Raw genomic sequence first — 17,599 nt, forward strand, 5'->3', positions numbered from 1 at the left:
GCTCGATGGGTTAAGATAGTCAGCTTCGTTCGTCGATTCACTTTACGTTGGCTTAAGTAACCGAAATTCATGATCATCTCAAAAACTGCGTATCTGCATCTCCTCCGCGCTGGGCAAACTTGCCTAGCAACCCTGACCGTGGCGGTGTTCGCTTGCCTTGCATCCACCCTCTCATGGCCAAGCTCGGTGGAAGCCGCCGAACGAAATGTGCTGTTCATCATTACCGATGATGAGAGTCCAACGCTTGGTTGCTACGGCGACCCATGTGCCGTCACTCCCGCAATCGATGCCGTCGCGGCCGATGGCATGCTATTTCGCAATGCCTATGCCACCACCGCTTCGTGCAGCGCCAGTCGCAGTGTCATCATGAGTGGATTGCACAACCATCGCAATGGACAATTTGGCCATCAACACCATTATCATAAGTTCTCATCGTTTGAAGATGTGATTGGACTGGCATTGCCGCGCGTCATGCAGCGAGCAGGGTACCGCACCGGCCAGATCGGAAAATATCACGTGGCTCCCGAAGAGGTCTACCATTACGAAACCTATCTCAAGGGAAACAGTCGCAATGCAGTCGCCATGGCTGACGCATCGAAAGAGTTTCTCACCGACACAGACGACGATCGACCGTTCTTTCTCTACTTCGCAACCTCGGACCCGCACCGGGGCGGCGGTGTCGACCAATCATCCTCGCTGGACCTCAAACCCAACCTATTCGGCAATCGTCGCGACCACGGATCCTACCCCGGAGTGGAGGAAGTCTTCTTTGATCCCGAAGATGTCGTCGTGCCCGCATTTCTTCCCGATACACCCGAAACACGCAGCGAACTGGCCCAGTACTACCAATCCTGCAGCCGGATCGACCAGGGCGTTGCACGATTGGTGAAGATCCTCAAAGACGCCGACCTGTACGACAAAACCCTCATCGTCTTCACGGCTGATCACGGCATGGCGTTCGCCGGAGGCAAGACGACCGTCTACGAAGGTGGCCTGCGAGTCCCCATGGTCGTGCGCGATCCCTATCAAGAACCACGGGGAGTGGAAAGCGACGCCCTGATCAGCCACATCGATATCACGCCGACTCTCTTGGATTTCGCCGGCGGCCTCGATACAGAGAAAAACGCGCCGAAAAATCTGCTCAATGCTCGCCAGTACTGGAAACAACAAGGGAAATCTACCATCGATAATCGCGATGGTGGAAAACCGTTCGACCACTACCACGGCAAATCTTGGCTCGATGTCTTGGCCCACCCCGAAAAAACACACCACGAAGAAATCTTCGCTTCGCATACGTTCCATGAAATCCAGATGTACTACCCCATGCGCGTACTTCGCGACGGCAAGTACAAATTGATCTGGAACATCGCCCACCCGCTGCCCTATCCATTCGCCAGCGACCTGTGGGCGGCCAGTAGCTGGCAAGCCCAACTCGCCAAGGGGCTCGATGCTCCCTACGGAAACATGACAGTCGGTCGCTATGTCCAGCGTCCCGAGTTCGAACTGTTTGACATCGTTGCCGACCCCCACGAGACGAACAACCTCGCCGAGAGTTCCGGACACCAGGAACTGCTCAAAGACTACCAAGCCAAACTCAAAGCGGCGCAAAAGAAATTTGATGATCCCTGGGTGATGAAATGGGATTATGAGTAAGCCGCCAACACGCACCGCTAGCCCGGGCTGCTAAGCACAGCGGAAGAAATGATTCCGCACAACTTCTGTGAGCCGACGGCGCTAGCCGAATACCGCTTACTTTAGTTTGCGAAGCGGTCTTGGTAACCCGACGCGTGAGCGAGGATGATCTACTGACCACGCAAAGAACGGCATTTTCCTCGCTAACGCATCGGGTTACCTACCTCGTTATGTCCTCTCCAGGGGCCAAAGTAAGTGCCATTCGGCGCTAGCCGCGGGTAACAGCGGGAACCCGCGGCTAGCGCCCAGTTGCACTTACTTTGTACCCGCTCGCCAACGCAGTGAAGCATTTCTGCTAGGCGTCCCGTCGTGTCGCGTGATCCATGAGCGGCGAATTGGTAGTGGAGAGGCGACGAGTCCTTGGGACGCAGGGCTCGTTGAAATATCGGCTGCCCAACTTATCGATTTTGGTCGATGAGGGCGCGAAGAGAGGGAGAAATACCAGCGACACCCCCTCCGCCAATTCGGTTCGATTCATAGACATCCTTTACTTTTTCATGTCGCACCAACTTCTGAGCGATGTCCAAGAAGGTGGCTTTGGCGATTGGTTTGAAAACCACCGTCGCCGCCGCGAAGTCACGCGCGATGCTGCTCATTTTCTGGTCGGATAGGCTCGTGATAATCATGACAGGCAGCTGCCGCTGTCCCGCGTCGCCCTCACGGCGCAGCCGACGGATTAACTCCAATCCGCTCATATCAGGCATCTCCAAATCCGTGATCAGCAGGTCACTCGTCGTTCGCTGGAGGTGCTCCCAGGCTTCGCCTCCATCCGCCCCGGTGAGCACCTCAAAGCCAATTTCCTTCATCCATCGGCTGAGCATCTCACGCGAGCTGCGGATATCATCGGCGATGACACATCGCCGTGCGGCTGTCTTCTTTTCCATCTTTCCTCCCTCAAGGGGGGCGAGCAAGCGGCATAGAGTGAACTTCAACTCGAAAAGGCCACGCAACTTGCGTGCCAGTCGCTGGACACCTCGAGGGCCGCTTCATCTGAAACATCCCGGCCGAGATCGCCTCGATTCTATTTCCGCTCGCTGCCGTCCCCCCACCGGCGACGCGGCCGGAATGCCGTGGCATCGACCAAATGATCAAGTTCTCCCGCACCTCGCGCCTCGCGTCAGCGATGAGCGGCTGCCGGCGCAGATCAGACGCAGCGGCAATCAACGGCACACGTTATGCTACTACGTCTATGGCCCCGCAGGAGTGCAATAGGTTGGGTGCGCTAATGCGTGACGGCAATGTTTACACCAAAGAGATGATTGTTCGATGACAGACCAGTGGATTCAGGGTGAGTTGACCGAAGACGTCCTCGTCGAACTGCAGGAGGCAAAGGAAACGCTCGAGTATCACGGCTTGGCCGAGCGTTTGACCGAGCTGATGGGAGCCCCAATCACGGCCTCGATCAAGCTGTTGCCATCGATCGCTGAGGACGCGCTGCATACGGCGGTCGATAAGTCGCTCCAAGCTGCCCTGCGAGTGGCCCTGAGCACACTCGGGGAGGAGACCTCCAGCGGCAAGCCGAAACTGCTCAGTCATAAATGGTTGGCAGGAATGTCGGGGGCCGCCGGTGGAGCCTTCGGGCTCTCGACGGTTGCCCTCGAACTGCCCGTATCAACGGTGCTGATTCTTCGCAGCGTAGCCGACATCGCCCGTTCACAAGGCGAAGACTTGACCGATGTGAAAACCCAACTCGCCTGCTTAGAGGTGTTCGCGATCGACGGAGGCAACCCCGGCGACGGCGATGAGAATAGTGAAATCGGCTACTTCGCCGTCCGCGCTGCGATGAGTAAACAAGTCGCCGATGCATCCAAATATGTTCTCAAGCATGGTATCGGTGAGACAGCCGCTCCGCCGCTGGTGAAACTCCTCCAAATGATCAGCCAGCGATTTGGCGTCGTGGTCAGTGAGAAGTTGGCTGCCCAAGCGATCCCGGTGATCGGGGCAGTGGGCGGTGCGTTGATCAACAGCTATTTCATCGACCACTACCAAGATCTGGCCCGCGCCCACTTCACCATCCGCCGGTTGGAGCGTGAATACGGCAAAAGTCTGGTCGAGGAAGCCTATAACGGGATCGAGATTTAGAGCTTCTCAAAAGGAGGGGCTGCTCAAGTATCGGTGTCGACTCCAATTTAGTGGCCGTCGGTACTGTTCCGCGTCATCAGACCGGAGACCCACACACGCACCTGCCCTTGGCGTCAGCCAACGTCGAGCCCGCACCCAGCCGATCATGGCCGCACGAAGTTTTCACGTAACTGTTCGACACGGCCGTGGTCATCACACCCGGTCAAATGATCGTTGACGATCCCGATCGACTGCATGAAGGCGTAACACGTCGTCGGCCCGACAAACTTCCAGCCACGGCGTTTGAGTTCCCCGCTCATTGCCTGCGATTGATCCGTGATCGCAGGAACGTCGGCGTGTGAGTGTATCGGTTGACTACCTGCGGGTTCATAGCTCCAAAAAAATGCAGCCAGCGAACCCTCGCTTTGCCGCATCTCGGCCGCCCGACCAGCGTTGTGGATAGTCGCTTCAATTTTGCCGCGGTGCCGGATGATGCTTTTGTCGAGCACTAATCGCTTCACATCGTCGGCCGTCATCGCAGCGACGGCGTCGATGTCGAAGTCATGAAAGGCTTTTCGAAATCCTTCCCGGCGACGCAGGATGGTGAGCCAAGAGAGACCACACTGGAATCCTTCCAAGCAAACCTTTTCGAAAAGACGCTGATCGTCGGCCGTAGGCCGCCCCCACTCCTCGTCATGATAGTCCCGATAGCTCGCATCGGTTCCGCACCATCCGCAGCGACTGCGGCCGTTGTCGTCGGTTTGAATATCCATCACGCCTCATCTCGGAAGTTGCCTCTGCTCGAAACGACGCACTAGGAAGGCTTCGAGTGCACGTCCGGGCTACTGGGAGACTTTGGCACACTCAGCGAGACGAGGCAACCGACGGCAATCATCACGATCGGCCCAAAGACAATCGCCAGCAACGGTTCAAAGGGGCTGGCCCATTCCGAGAGTGAGTCTGGCCAATAGGTTGTGCGGGACGCCGCCATCCAGGCGACCAAGATCATGCCGACAGCCGATGCCGTGATCGCTCCAGGACTGCGGATCGCAGGCACGACGAGCCCGAGCAAAAACAGTCCGACAATCGCCGCCCCCAACACTCCCGAGAGCAACCACCAAATGTCCAATGCGCTTTCGGTCAATCGGATCAGCGCTAACGCCATCAGCGTGCCCATCAACCCCCACGCGATTGTGGACAAGCGCAACACGCCGACGTTCTCCGCATCGCTCGAAGTGGGCCGGATCAAACGCTGATAGAAATCACTCATGACGAGCGTCGCCGATGAATTCAGTGACGTCGAAACGGTACTCATCGCTGCGGCAAAAATCGCGGCAATCAAGAGCCCTCGAATTCCTTGCGGAAGGTGAGCAGCGATAAAGTGAGGGAACACGCGATCGCCCAGATCTTTGGGCGTCAGGGCCGCCGCGGTACTGGCGAGCTGCGAATCGTACTCCGGTGCATCCTCGGCGACTCCAGCCTGCATGAGTTTTTGCTCGGCCACAATCACTCGCACTTCTTGCAAGTCAGCCGGATGGCTCTCGTAGAAGGCGTACAGGGCGGATCCGATGAAGAAAAACAGGGCGCTGACGGGCACGTAGAGCATGGCGCCGAACCACACGCTCTTGGCCGCCTCTCGGTCGCTTCGCGACGCGATGTAACGCTGGATGTAGCTTTGATCGATGCCAAAGTTGCGGAGGTTGTCGAAGATGCCATAGGCGAAGACGACCCAAATCGTTTTCTCCGAGATATCCCAAAACGAGGCATCCTCCGGCGTCAGGGAAAACTTGCTGGCCGCACCGGCGACCTCGATCACTTCAGAAGGTCCACCGGGCATGTTCCACAAGAGGATCCCCAGAGCCACCAGAGCACCGGCCATCAACACGACCGCTTGGATCGCATCGGCCCAGATCACTGCGACCAAGCCTCCAACAAAGGCGTACAGCGTGACCGCGACGCCCGTGCATAGAATCACCGTACGAATGTCCCAACCGAACAACACCGCCATCGGCAGCGCCATCAAATACATGACGACACCGATCCGCGCAATCTGGAAAAGCAGATAAAAGCAACTCGCATAGATTCGCGCCCACAATCCGAAACGACGCTCCAGCAGCGAGTAGGCAGAGACCTCTCCGGAATGGCGATACAACGGCACGAAAAAACGAACCGCGATCGCAGCCGCGAAGGGCAACGCCAAGGAGTACACGAATGCGTTCCAATTATCGACGAACGCTTTGCCCGGCAACGCTAAGTAACTGATACTACTGAGATAGGTGGCGAAAATGGAGAGACCGCACAGCCACCCCGAGAGCGTCCGGCCCCCTGCGGTGAACTGGTCCGCTGAGTGATTGCGTCTCCAAAAATACAGCCCCAATGACATGATGCCAATGAAGTAGCCGACCAGAACGGCCCAGTCGATAGTGGTGAAGAAGGTCGCGCCGATCATAGGATATCGATGCTGCGAAGGATCTCGGCGACACGCTCTCGCTCGGGTTGAGCAAAGGCATGAAACGGATCGGCCGGCAGGTCATTGCAGATCCCGATCAGCGATGCGGCCGCCTTGGTCGCTTTGATGTGCCGCGAAGCGTATTTGCCGATATCGTAGATGTCTTGAAAACGATCAATCTTCTGCTGGATGGAATCCACCGCAGACGCGTCACGCTCCTGCAATGACTCGAAACAACTCGTGAACAACCGCGGGGCGACATTGGCGCCACCGCAAACCCCACCATCACCACCGAGAGCATGGGCTTCGGCCAGCTTCGCTTCCGGGCCGAGAAGGATCGACCAATCGGGACGGTCCTGCTTGAGCTGACAGAGCTGAGCGAAATAGTCCATATCGCCGCTGCTGTCTTTGACGCCCACGATCCCATCGATCGCCGAGAGCCGACGCAGGGTGTCGATCTCAAACCACACCTTGGTGAGTTGGGGCATGTTGTAGAGCATCAACGGTAGCGGGATCAGCGGCTGGATCGCCTCGACGTAAGACGTTAGCTCGGTTTGCCCTGCGGGAAAGTAGTACGGCGTCGTCAACACCGCCGCGTCGGCACCACAATCGGCAGCATATTGAGCCAAATTTACCGTCTCGACGAAGGCCGTATCGGTCACCCCCACCAACACGCGAACCCGGCCGTCGACGAGCTGCATGGTCTCGGCAATCAACTCGCGCCGTAACCGATAACTGAGACTGGGGGCTTCGCCGGTCGTGCCAAGAATAAACACCCCCGTCACCCCGCCATCGATCACATGGTCGAGCAGCCGCGCCAGCCCCTCGCGGTCGAGGACGTCGCGAGCACTCAGCGGAGTGATCAACGGCGGCACAATCCCGCCGAGCGAGAACGCAGTAGAAGTCGAGGGGTCGGACATAGCAGCTTTTCACGAAAAATTCGACGGGAACAACAGTCTATAGACCATAGCGGATGGGGATGCGAGTGAAAAGTAGACTGGCGATCTGGATCGCGTCTATTCACCCCGCGTGCGAAACCGCCACCAGTAGGCACCGTCGTTGAGCGGGCCGCTCGGCGTACCGTCAATACGCACCCAGCCGCGGTCGCAGGTGAGGAAGTACGCGGTGTCGCCCTGCAGCTGCGGGAGTTCGTCAAAGACGAGCCGCCGTTTGCCCTGCCAACGCGAGTTCTCGTCCGGGTCGGATTGCCACACCGGGCTGGTCGGATCAGAGACGCGGTAGAGCGATAAATGTTTCTGCGGCGTGTCGGCGAAATCGGCGACGCCCGCGAAATCCAGTACCAGATTCGTGTTCGGATCCACCGTGGTGGCAGCGTTGGCGGGTAACGTCGATCGCAGTCTGGGAAACACCATCCGGCAGCGATGCAGTCCCCAGCCTTGATGCTGCGTCGAAACAGGTTCGCGTGCGCCGGGCGGAGCAACGATTTCATTTCGGGCAAAATCATGCCAGTGATCGACCAGCTCCGCCAATCGACCGGGCTGCTCCGCGGCGAGGCCGACCGCTTCGGCGGGATCCTTTTTAACGTCATAGAGCAGCCAGGGGCTATCGTTGACGCTGATAACTTTCCACTGGCCCCGGAGCAACCCGCGCTGATTGGTCAGCGTATCGAAAAACCAAAAGATTTCATCATGGATGGCGGTTTCGGGCAGCGTGGCGTCGCGGAACAGCCTGCTCATCGAGTGACCGTAGAGCGGCTTGATCGGGCGTCCCTCATCGTCATTGGGATAGGCCACCCCAGCGAGTTCCAAGAACGTCGGATACAGATCCGTGGCGTGCAGTCGTTGTTTCAAAATCGTGCCGCCCGGGTGCGTCACTCCAACTGGATAATGCACGATCATCGGCACCCGAACACCACCAGCCATCGAATGTTTGTACCAATTCCACGGTGTGTTTTTGAGCATGCCCCAACCGTTACTGACCATGGGATGCGACCCTGGTTTCCAGGCCAGTTCGCTCGCGTAGGTCGCTGGCGCACCGTTGCCGTAATCGCCCCCGTTATCGGACAGGAACACGACAAGCGTGTTCTCGAGAGCAGTCTTTTGACGCAAGTGTGCGATCAACCGCCCGATGTTCTGATCGAGTCGGTCGACCATCCCCGCATACGCCGCCATCCGATTGGCTTCGATCTGCCGATCCTCGTCGCGAATCTCGTCCCATCGCCGCACCTCGGCATGCGGTTCGCTCAAACGATACCGTTGATCGATCAGCCCCATCTCCTGCATCCGCTGGAAACGCTGTTGGCGAAGTTTGCTCCAGCCATCGCGATATCGCGGCGGATATTTTTCGACATTCTCACGTGGCGCGTGCAGGGGTGTGTGCGGTGCGTTGTAGGCGAGGTAGCTGAAAAATGGCTCGCCCGCCTCGAGTGCACCATCGATCTGGGCCATCGCGGTGTCGGTGAAAGCATCGGTGCTGTACCACCCATCGGGAACGGGCTTGGCATCGCCGCGACCGCTTCGGATACACACGTGGCCGTAGCCAATGCCGGTCCATGAATCAATTTGGCCTTCGAGGAAACCATAAAATTCCTCAAAGCCCGCGTCCATCGGATGACGGGGCTGATGCCATTTCCCCGACATCAGAGTTCGGTATCCTGCGTCCGCCATGATCTTGGCAATTGGCAGCGAGCGGAGATAGTTATCGGACTCGTAGTGCGTGTGCCCCGTCATCAGGCTGGTTCGTGTGAACGCGCACATGGGATTGACGTGAAAATTCGTAAAACGAATGCCATCGGCAGCCAGAGCATCGAGCCGCGGAGTATCGATCTCGCCGCCGTAGCAACCCAAATCCGAATAGCCGAGGTCGTCGGCGACAATCAGCAGGATATTCGGTCGCCCATCCTTAGCAGCACACGATGAACAAGTGTCGGTTTTAGTAGTGGACGAGGCGACGAGTCCTGCGGCTTTGGACTCGTCGCCTCGGCCACTACGACAGAAATTGATCGTGCGTTGCTTAGCCGGGTCCACCACTGCCTCTTTCTCGGCGGCCTGACTCGCGACCTGATTCACCGCCAGTGAGAGAGCCGCTGGCAGAAACGCCAGCGTGAGCAGAAAAACGGCCGAGTGGTGGAACATGCTGGACTCTTCGCTTGAGTATGGGCAGGGTCGGTCTATTTCCCCGATTCGCGGGCGGCGAATTGAGCACGATACCGCGCCGCCAATCGCACATAGTGCTGAGTGTTCTCACGGCAACGGGTGGCGAGCGATTCGCCAACAGGCTTGATCACCTTGGCCGGACTGCCCATCGCGAGCATCCCCGCCGGGATCTCGGTGCCTTCGGTGACCAAGGCACCTGCGGCCACGATCGCCCCTTTGCCCACGCGGGCCCCATTGAGCACGATCGCGCCGATCCCAATCAGAGCCTCGTCCTCCACCGTTGCTCCATGCACCACCGCCGAGTGCCCGACGGTCACATCGGCGCCAAGCAGACAGGGGACGCCCGGGTCGCCATGCAACACGCATTGATCCTGGACGTTCGTGCGGGGTCCGATCTCAATCCGCTCGGCATCGCCACGCATCACCGCTCCAAACCATACGCTCGCTTCGGCGCCGATATGGACCTCGCCGAGCACAACGGCGCCAGGCGCGAGGAAGGCGGACGGATCGATCAAACGACGATCGGGCTCGGTCCCGACGACGAGCTCACGATTCGCGTCGGTTGGCCGGTCGCCGTTGATCTCGACTTTACTGGCTTCGACTTCACTGGCTTCACTTGGGGTCGGTTTCATGGGAGGCTATGAGGATGGATGGTGATGAAAACCAAGAGCATAGCAAACCGACGCGATCGTGGCTGCCGAGGTGGCTGCGTCGGGGCCTTCGCCGCGTCTTGGCACAATGTCTGATTCTGATGATCCGAGTCTACCAAACCTGCATCAGCCCGCTGCTGGGGCCGAGTTGTCGGTTCACGCCGACGTGCAGCTCCTACGCGATCGGAGCGATTCGCAAACACGGTCCCATTCGAGGCAGCTGGGCAGCCGTCAAACGAATCTGCCGCTGCCACCCCTGGAACCCCGGCGGCTACGATCCGCCCTAAACCCACATCTCGGTACACCTGTGCGAATCCGGTAGCTCAGCGAGAAATCGACTTCGCAATAATTACCAAAACGGGTAGAAGAAACCAGAAAAACGGTACCCCGCCGACATCGATACGCGCCCCAACCGGTCTGGCGCGGCGCGGAGGAAGTCTTCGCGTCAGGGCGACAAACAACGAAATCAATGTTGTCACGACTGCAAAAACAAACAGAATCGCCGCTACACCAATCACCAGCGGCAGCGCCAGATACAGAAAAAAAGGCTCATCCGACGGAAGCGTGCGCTGGAGGTTTTGGAGATCGCGGTAGGGACGGCTGTTGCCAGCCGCCCCCCGCACAGATCCGTACGTGAGCCTTGACTCATACGGCTCCTCCGTCGGGTCAAACGATCGCGACACATCGTGTCGCTACCTGTCGTGATTTCCCGTGACGCTCTAATTGATACTTGATCCGGCACAGAGTCCGGAGCATCGACGCCAATTCGGCAATACTTCCCTTCAGTGAGGTCCCTTTCCTCGACGGACTCCGCCGACGAGATCAAAATGACAAGATTGTGGATCCGCCTTTGCGCTGCGATCTTGCAGCATTGGTTGATCGTTATCATCGGATGGACTGAAGCGACAGCGATTAGTTTCGCCAAGCTGGCATCACTGATTACGAAGATGGCGGCGGAAATCGCCAGTCACCTCAACACATCGAGTGCTCAACTGGTGGATTTTTTCAATCGGCTCATCTCCCGCGTCCGACGTCGTTGCCAAAGAACCAAACGCAAGGCAAAACCAGGAACAATTGAGTTGCTCGCCAACCCAGACCTCCTCGAGTACTGCTTAACTTGATGCCTATGAGGTCAGCGCAGCGCCACCTACGGTGTCTCGTTGGTCGTGGAACGTCGACCCCGAAGTGGGTCGCAGATCCCGGCATGAATGATCTTCAACCCGATTCGGGGTTGGCCTGTGATGCTCGCGTCTTATCCGGTGGTGTTCGCTTACGCTCAATCCACCGGCTATTTTCCGTCATCCCTGACGGGATACTTCTAGATATTGAGCAGGTCGTTGGTTCGTCCAACACGACACTTATTCCTCCCCCGTTGCTTGTTCGGTGGAGTTTGCCGAGGGCCTTCCTCCTGTTGACTTGCCACAAGTATCCCGCAAGGGATGATCGAGGACGATACCGCGAGTTGGGGTGTCGCCGGTGGGAACCAGCCCCACGTGATAGGATGATGGGTTCGCTAAGGTAGCTGGGGGTCGGCCGTCGATCGCTCGGCACTCCACGCCCCGTATCCCTCACTTCTAGAAAGTCTCATGAACGCATCGGTTTCCATTCCGTTTCGCCTCCTGATCGCAGGCTTTGCAGCGGGATTGCTGACGCACCCGGCTGCCAACGTTGCTGCCGAAGAGATGTCCCGTCCCAACGTCCTGATTCTTTACGCGGATGATCTTGGCTTCGGAGATCTCTCGATCCAGAACCCTGATTCGAAGATTCCGACCCCGAATCTCGATCGTTTGGCTCGCTCGGCGATGCGGTTCACCAACGGTCATTCCTCATCGGGAATTTGCACACCGAGTCGATACGCCATGTTGTCCGGCCGATATCACTGGCGAGACTTTCACGGCATCGTAGGTCCGATGGGCGGTTCTGTCTTCCAGGCTGAACGGTTGACGATGCCCGAGATGTTTCAAGAGCACGGTTATCGCACGGCCTGCATCGGTAAGTGGCATTTAGGATGGAACTGGGAAGCGATTCGCAAGCCCGATGCTAAGAAACGAGCGACGGGCAGAAGGCGGTTCTACGGACCGGAAGCCTACCAATGGGAAAAGTCGATTCCCGACGGCCCGTTGGCGCATGGATTTGATTACTACTTCGGTGACACCGTCATCAATTTTCCTCCCTACGCTTGGATTGAAAATGACAAAGTCGTCAAAGCCCCAGATACCGTTCTGGACACCAGCAAATGGAAGCCCATTAAAGAAGGGAATTGGGAGTGCCGCCCGGGACCGATGTGCTCGGACTGGGATCCGTACGAAGTGATCCCGACGCTCACCCGCAAAGGCGTGGAGTACATCCGTTCGAGATCTGGCGAAAATGCACCGTTCTTTCTCTACTTTGCGTTTCCCTCGCCGCACGCCCCCATTATTCCCAACGACCGATTCGATGGTAAATCGGAGGCTGGACCGTACGGCGATTTTGTCTACGAAACCGACGACGCTGTGGGGCAGTTGCTGCAGGCGGTACACGACGCGGGTCTCGATGAAAACACAATTGTTGTCTTTTCAGCAGACAACGGGCCCGAGAAGTATGCGTACGCTCGCGATGAGAAGTTTGAGCATTGGTCATCTCGCCCTTTTCGTGGGCTCAAACGTGATATTTATGAAGGTGGCCACCACGTCCCCTTTCTCTTGCGGTGGCCCAGCACTACCCAGCCTGGAACCTCTTCCGATGCCCTGGTATCGCAGATCGACCTGCTAGCGACCTTTGCCGAATTGCTTGAAACGGAGGTCCCCGAGGGAGCGGAGGACTCACACAGCATGCTGCCCTTGCTGCGAGGTGAGTCCGATCGGGTGCGTGACGCTCATGTGCACAACACAAAGGTCGGCCAGTACGCGGTACGACAAGGCGACTGGGTTTTGATCGATGCGGAGAACGGGTACGTCAGTGGTCGCTCGCGTCCGTGGGAAGAAAAACATGGCTATTCAGCCGACAACGATTCTCCGGCAGAACTCTACAACCTCCGTCAGGACATCGGCCAGAGAAAGAATGTTGCTTCGAAGCATCCCGATCGAGTGGAATCCATGCGATCATTGCTCGAGGACATACGCCGGTAAGCAGTTTCATCTCATGCGTAAACGTTCAAGAATCGAGATCAATCTGCAGAAGAATTCGATCTCGAGACGCGGCAATGCCACCAAACTTCCCCGGTGGCATTTTCACGACTTGCCGCCGCTAACCCATGCGGCCCGTCGATCCGGTGGACGGTCCTGATACGAGCAAACTAATCGGTTACGCGTGGGGCGTTCAGCCAATCATTGAGTTCCAAGGCCAATGAAGCAACTCGATCCGGGTGATCCTCGATCACATTGTGTCGTTCGTTAGGGTCAGCTTGGAGATCGAACAGCTCAACTGGGGTCCCCTTAAGAGCGAGCATTTTCCATTTGCCTCGCATTGCGACCTCGGTTGCATAGGGTTTGGGTTTGGGATAATGACGCTGGATACTCTTGTAAAGATTCAATTGCCAAAACACGGTTCCTCGTTCGTCAACGCTCGGCGACTGGCCGCCCTTCAGATGAGACAGGATGCTTTTCCCATCAACGGGTAGGTCCGTCGGCAACTCAACTTGCGCCGCTTCACAGAACGTCGGCAGCAGATCATTGGTATGACCAAACGCGTCTGATGTTCGGCCTGCTGGAATCGCATCAGGCCAGCGAACGATCATGGGGACACGGAGCCCTCCATCGTGCAAGTCTGTCTTGTCCCCTTTGAGATCGCCGATGAAGCCTTCGAAAGCTGCTCCGTTGTCGCTCGTGAATAGAACAAGAGTGTTCTCAGCGATCCCAAGCTCATCGAGTCGATCGAGGATTCCTCCGACCTTGGCATCCATATGCTGCACCATAGACCGGAATCGATGCTGATCCTCGGAAATGCCTTCTGCTGCGGTGTTCGACCAATGTGGTTCGGGGGCGGGTTCATAGGGTTTATGGGGAACGAGCCACCAAAGATTGAGAAAGAAAGGCGTTGACTGGCCAGACATTTTCTCGATCAACTCGATCGCATAGTCACCGTTAGCATCGGTAAAGTGCTTGGGGTAATACAAATCATCGTTTTCAATACGCTGGTCATTGCGGAGCAGCACGGTTCCGCCGCGACGAAAAAGCGTTTGCTCTCGCCCCATCCGACCGCGAAGAGGCTGCTGTTCGATCTGAGTTTGATAGAAGTCAAACCCGTGTTGACGCGGTCCCGGTTGATTGTCCAGTCGCTCGCCCTGAGCGTTGACATGCAGTCCGCCGAGGTGCCACTTACCCACATGTGCGGTGCTGTAGCCAGCCCCCTTGAGCAGTTCGGCGATGGTCGTTGCCGATTCCGGGAGCCATCGATTGACGTCGTTAAAATGCCGCGTGATACCAAATCGCAAGGGATATCGACCGGTCAGTACGGAAGCCCGGGTGGGGGAACAGACAGCCGAACCGGCGTAAAAGCGGGTAAACTTCGTGCCCTCAGTGGCGAGGCGATCGAGGTTCGGCGTCGCGACCGCGGGACTTCCAAAACAAGAAAGGTCTCTGTATCCCAAGTCATCTGCCAGCAGCAGGATGATGTTGGGCTTTTCAGCGGCACGGGCAAGTCCTGTGATGCCGTTGAGCACCAATAGCATGACGAGAAGCTTCACTGCATTGCCCATTCTGTTAACCTTTTCGTGATACATGCTTGTAATCATCGTCGCAGCACACCCCGTGGAGCTGGCCGGTTGTCGACCAGCATTTCTGTTCACGAATCGATCCGAAAACCCAGCGGAGTGCGCCGATAGGTTCTAGAAGACGAAGACGAACTCGTTCCAGTTCAGGACGCTGAGGGCGTAGAGCGCTTCGGCTCGCTCGGGAGGAAGATTACTGTCGTTGATGAACGAATTCATCAGCTGCTTGCCTTCGGCGATTTCTTGGTCGGTGGCGTCGCGACCGAGGACACGTTGGATGATAGCGCGGACGAGATTACCGCGATCGTCGGCGATGGCTTCGTCAGTTACGCCACTTTCATGAAGTTCCTCTCGCACCGACGCGAGCAACTGATGAGCTTTCTCGTGAATGAAATCACTGTTGAGCAGTGACATCGCTTGCCCCGGTTGCAAGGTGACAAAGCGGGCTTCGCAGGTGGTATCGGGTTCGGGGAAATCAAACGCGGCGAGCAATGGGGTTAGCAGCGAACGTTTGACGTGAATGTATACGCTGCGGCGGTTCCGTTCCGACTGATCGGAATCTCCCCAGCCTTTTCCGGGCACCGATTGGCCAGCGAGGACCTCGGGCGAGAGTTCCTCGTAGAAGCTAGGTCCGTAGCTTTCGAGGTTGATCGTTCCGGCGACGGTAAGGATGGTGTCACGGACTTCTTCGGCCGTCAAACGCCGGGGGTCAAACCGCCAGAACAAATCATTATTCGGGTCGATGACCGACGTATTGCCGACCGCTTCGGCTTGCTCCGGTGTCAGCGTGGCGGCCGCCTGGTAGGTTTGGCTGGTCATCATGAACCGATGCATGTCTTTGAACTTCCAACCCTGGTCCATGAACACGTGGGCGAGATAGTCCAAGAGTTCTGGGTGAGTGGGCGGTGTGCCAAGCTGGCCAAAATTATTCGTCGATCGTACGATCCCGCGACCGAAATGGTGCTGCCAGATCCGGTTGGCAACGACGCGCGTGGTCAGGCGATTGTCTGGTGTCGTAACCCAATTGGCAAATTCGAGACGGCGGTTGGCCGCTTCCGCTGCAGATTCAGAGTCTTCAAAAACTTGATTTTCAAAAATTTCCGGCACACGTGGGGTGACTGCGTCAGTCGGTGAGTGCGGATTGCCGCGGAACATGACAAACGTTTCGGCCAATTCTTGTTTTCGAGCTAGGCCGAGGACCTGTTCGCGAGGCGGCAGCTGGCGTCGGCGTTTTTTGACCTGGGCGAGTTCTTTGCCCAGTTTCGCGTAGCGGCGGCGTTGCTTCGCAGTGAGGTGTTGGTCGAGCTTCTCACGTAGGACCGCGTTACGTGCCTTGCGGTCCCCCTCGGTGGCACGCTGGTCGGGGGCCGACATCTTCACAATACCGGCTTGTTCGATTTCAGTGCGTTCCTTTTGAATCCTCGCAAAATCCTCGTCGCATTGCTCGTATTGGACGAGAAGCTCCGGCGATGTGATGTCAATCTGGTTGTTGGTGACGTGATCGGCGCGCGAGGCGTAAGGGGCAACGTCAGCAAAAATTGCCAACATGCCGTAGTAGTCCGTCGTGGGGATCGGGTCAATCTTGTGGTCGTGACAGCGGGCGCAGTTAATCGTCAGCCCCAAGAAAGCTTGCCCGGTCGTGGTGACGAGATCATCGAGTTCGTCGTAGCGAGCCTGCAGCGGATCGGCTGGCTCATCGTCCCAAATCCCCAGCCGGTAGTAGCCGGTCGCGGTGAGAGATTCGGTGGTGGGGTTTTCGAAAAGATCGCCCGCGAGTTGCTCCTGGACAAATTGGTCGTAAGGTTTGTCCTCATTGAATGAGCGGATCACGTAGTCGCGATACTTCCAGACATTAGGTTTTGCAGCGTCCCGTTCGAAGGAATTCGTCTCGGCATAACGGACGAGGTCGAGCCAGTGCCGGCCCCATTTTTCACCGTACTGTTTTGATGCGAGCAACCGATCGATCAGCTTCTCGTAGGCTTGCGGATCGTTATCGCTCGCAAACGCTTCGACTTCATCGGGAGTCGGTGGCAGACCGGTCAAGTCGTAGGTAGCGCGGCGAATCAGCGTGCGTTTATCCGCAGGCGGGGCTTGCTGCAGCCCGGCGTCTGCGAGCCGCCGCAAGACGAAGGCGTCGATCGGGTGGACTTCATCGTCATCGGCCCCTGCATCGCCTTCGGCCACAAGGCTAGGAACAGCGGGATCGGAGAGCGGCTCGAATGCCCAGTGCTTGGTGAACGTAGCCCCCTCCTCAATCCACTGCCGCAACAGGGCGATTTCGCTCTGCGTCAGCGGGTCGCCTTCGGGTGGCATCCGCTCGTATTCGTCATCGCTCGAGACGCGAGTCAACATCGCACTGAATTCGGGATCACCGGGCACGATCGCGTACTCACCCGACTCGGACTCAACGAGCGCCAACTCCGCCGAGTGAAAGGCCAAACCGCCCTCGGCTTGATCGGGACCGTGACAGGAAAAACAGCGGCGGGCGAGCAGCGGCTGGACGTCCTGGGCATAGTCCAGTTCGGGCCTCGATTGATCAGCGGATGCGGGTGTCATCACGCTGGCGGTGATCAGTTGGATCGCGGCGCAAGCGAGAACGGCTCGAAGTAAATAAGCTGGCATCGCACAGATTGTGGGGAGGGAGGAAGGGAGCGCGCAATCGCGGACTCAGGAAGGACTGGCCAGTTTGATCGATAGCTGACGATTTGTTAACCAGTGAAATTTGAAATATCGGCCTGGGTGCTCGCGGCGAGCCAGGTTCCAAAATGGCGGAAGGTTGCGTGATTCGCAGGCGCACGAAGAAAGCGCAAGTAGGCTCATTTGGGGCTGGTATTTTTTCTGTTTTCGCTACAATGCTCGGCTTGTCAATCGGGCCAGCGGGAGTCCCTGTGATCGGTCTGGCGAGCGTTTCGCATGCCCGCTCGGGTTTTGCGAACCGGTCGCG

General features: G+C 57.5%; 14 protein-coding genes. 5 read left to right on the top strand and 9 right to left on the bottom strand.

The window, feature by feature from the left end; all coding sequences use genetic code 11:
• The first annotated feature begins 69 nt into the window (after positions 1 to 69).
• On the top strand, positions 70 to 1,653 hold the full coding sequence (locus CA85_RS03000) for a sulfatase family protein (RefSeq protein WP_146389770.1): 1,584 nt from the start codon (positions 70 to 72) through the stop codon (positions 1,651 to 1,653).
• 437 nt (positions 1,654 to 2,090) lie between these two features.
• Here the strand turns inward: CA85_RS03000 and CA85_RS03005 are convergent, their stop codons facing one another.
• Positions 2,091 to 2,576 (bottom strand): response regulator, encoded by a 486-nt coding sequence (locus CA85_RS03005; RefSeq protein ID WP_146389771.1) that lies wholly within the window; start codon positions 2,574 to 2,576, stop codon positions 2,091 to 2,093.
• A gap of 382 nt (positions 2,577 to 2,958) precedes the next feature.
• Here CA85_RS03005 and CA85_RS03010 point away from each other — a divergent pair, with 382 nt between their 5' ends.
• Positions 2,959 to 3,774, top strand: coding sequence for an EcsC family protein (locus CA85_RS03010; protein ID WP_146389772.1), 816 nt, complete (start codon positions 2,959 to 2,961; stop codon positions 3,772 to 3,774).
• A 143-nt stretch (positions 3,775 to 3,917) separates the two neighbouring features.
• Here CA85_RS03010 and CA85_RS03015 read toward each other — a convergent pair whose 3' ends face one another.
• From CA85_RS03015 to CA85_RS03035, 5 genes are all read right to left on the bottom strand, one after another.
• Entirely contained in the window at positions 3,918 to 4,526 is a 609-nt protein-coding gene (locus tag CA85_RS03015) for a DNA-3-methyladenine glycosylase I (protein ID WP_146389773.1), read from the bottom strand.
• Between the two features lie 41 nt (positions 4,527 to 4,567).
• On the bottom strand, positions 4,568 to 6,202 hold the full coding sequence (locus CA85_RS03020; protein WP_146389774.1) for a sodium:solute symporter: 1,635 nt from the start codon (positions 6,200 to 6,202) through the stop codon (positions 4,568 to 4,570).
• Positions 6,199 to 7,122, bottom strand: a complete 924-nt coding sequence (locus tag CA85_RS03025; RefSeq protein ID WP_146389775.1) for a dihydrodipicolinate synthase family protein — start codon at positions 7,120 to 7,122, stop codon at positions 6,199 to 6,201. Before CA85_RS03025 ends, CA85_RS03020 begins: the two co-directional genes overlap by 4 nt.
• A gap of 96 nt (positions 7,123 to 7,218) precedes the next feature.
• Positions 7,219 to 9,297, bottom strand: a complete 2,079-nt coding sequence (locus CA85_RS03030; RefSeq protein WP_146389776.1) for a sulfatase-like hydrolase/transferase — start codon at positions 9,295 to 9,297, stop codon at positions 7,219 to 7,221.
• A 35-nt stretch (positions 9,298 to 9,332) separates the two neighbouring features.
• A complete protein-coding gene (locus CA85_RS03035; protein ID WP_146389777.1) occupies positions 9,333 to 9,950 on the bottom strand; it encodes a gamma carbonic anhydrase family protein in 618 nt (205 codons plus the stop codon).
• A 14-nt stretch (positions 9,951 to 9,964) separates the two neighbouring features.
• Between CA85_RS03035 and yidD the strand changes: the two genes are divergently transcribed.
• Positions 9,965 to 10,255, top strand: coding sequence for a membrane protein insertion efficiency factor YidD (yidD, locus tag CA85_RS26075; protein ID WP_146389778.1), 291 nt, complete (start codon positions 9,965 to 9,967; stop codon positions 10,253 to 10,255).
• Positions 10,256 to 10,291: 36 nt separating this feature from the next.
• Here the strand turns inward: yidD and CA85_RS03045 are convergent, their stop codons facing one another.
• Positions 10,292 to 10,651, bottom strand: coding sequence for a hypothetical protein (locus CA85_RS03045; protein WP_146389779.1), 360 nt, complete (start codon positions 10,649 to 10,651; stop codon positions 10,292 to 10,294).
• Positions 10,652 to 10,795: 144 nt separating this feature from the next.
• Between CA85_RS03045 and CA85_RS03050 the strand changes: the two genes are divergently transcribed.
• Together CA85_RS03050 and CA85_RS03055 are read left to right on the top strand one after the other, a co-directional pair.
• Positions 10,796 to 11,089: a hypothetical protein gene (locus CA85_RS03050; protein ID WP_146389780.1), complete on the top strand. Its 294-nt coding sequence runs from the start codon at positions 10,796 to 10,798 to the stop codon at positions 11,087 to 11,089.
• A 465-nt stretch (positions 11,090 to 11,554) separates the two neighbouring features.
• Entirely contained in the window at positions 11,555 to 13,075 is a 1,521-nt protein-coding gene (locus CA85_RS03055) for a sulfatase family protein (RefSeq protein WP_146389781.1), read from the top strand.
• Between the two features lie 167 nt (positions 13,076 to 13,242).
• Here the strand turns inward: CA85_RS03055 and CA85_RS03060 are convergent, their stop codons facing one another.
• Positions 13,243 to 14,667, bottom strand: a complete 1,425-nt coding sequence (locus CA85_RS03060; protein ID WP_246112442.1) for a sulfatase family protein — start codon at positions 14,665 to 14,667, stop codon at positions 13,243 to 13,245.
• A gap of 105 nt (positions 14,668 to 14,772) precedes the next feature.
• Positions 14,773 to 17,277, bottom strand: a complete 2,505-nt coding sequence (locus CA85_RS03065) for a PSD1 and planctomycete cytochrome C domain-containing protein (protein WP_146389783.1) — start codon at positions 17,275 to 17,277, stop codon at positions 14,773 to 14,775.
• Positions 17,278 to 17,599: the final 322 nt, after the last annotated feature.

Source organism: Allorhodopirellula solitaria (assembly GCF_007859855.1).
GTDB classification, from domain to species: Bacteria; Planctomycetota; Planctomycetia; order Pirellulales; family Pirellulaceae; genus Rhodopirellula; species Rhodopirellula solitaria.

What these genes read in the sequence shown, in the direction of transcription:
- CA85_RS03000 (WP_146389770.1), top strand. Translation starts at nt 70, where the DNA reads ATGATCATCTCAAAAACTGCGTATCTGCATCTCCTCCGCGCTGGGCAA.
- CA85_RS03005 (WP_146389771.1), bottom strand. Translation starts at nt 2,576, where the DNA reads ATGGAAAAGAAGACAGCCGCACGGCGATGTGTCATCGCCGATGATATC.
- CA85_RS03010 (WP_146389772.1), top strand. Translation starts at nt 2,959, where the DNA reads ATGACAGACCAGTGGATTCAGGGTGAGTTGACCGAAGACGTCCTCGTC.
- CA85_RS03015 (WP_146389773.1), bottom strand. Translation starts at nt 4,526, where the DNA reads ATGGATATTCAAACCGACGACAACGGCCGCAGTCGCTGCGGATGGTGC.
- CA85_RS03020 (WP_146389774.1), bottom strand. Translation starts at nt 6,202, where the DNA reads ATGATCGGCGCGACCTTCTTCACCACTATCGACTGGGCCGTTCTGGTC.
- CA85_RS03025 (WP_146389775.1), bottom strand. Translation starts at nt 7,122, where the DNA reads ATGTCCGACCCCTCGACTTCTACTGCGTTCTCGCTCGGCGGGATTGTG.
- CA85_RS03030 (WP_146389776.1), bottom strand. Translation starts at nt 9,297, where the DNA reads ATGTTCCACCACTCGGCCGTTTTTCTGCTCACGCTGGCGTTTCTGCCA.
- CA85_RS03035 (WP_146389777.1), bottom strand. Translation starts at nt 9,950, where the DNA reads ATGAAACCGACCCCAAGTGAAGCCAGTGAAGTCGAAGCCAGTAAAGTC.
- yidD (WP_146389778.1), top strand. Translation starts at nt 9,965, where the DNA reads ATGGATGGTGATGAAAACCAAGAGCATAGCAAACCGACGCGATCGTGG.
- CA85_RS03050 (WP_146389780.1), top strand. Translation starts at nt 10,796, where the DNA reads ATGACAAGATTGTGGATCCGCCTTTGCGCTGCGATCTTGCAGCATTGG.
- CA85_RS03055 (WP_146389781.1), top strand. Translation starts at nt 11,555, where the DNA reads ATGAACGCATCGGTTTCCATTCCGTTTCGCCTCCTGATCGCAGGCTTT.
- CA85_RS03060 (WP_246112442.1), bottom strand. Translation starts at nt 14,667, where the DNA reads ATGTATCACGAAAAGGTTAACAGAATGGGCAATGCAGTGAAGCTTCTC.
- CA85_RS03065 (WP_146389783.1), bottom strand. Translation starts at nt 17,277, where the DNA reads ATGCCAGCTTATTTACTTCGAGCCGTTCTCGCTTGCGCCGCGATCCAA.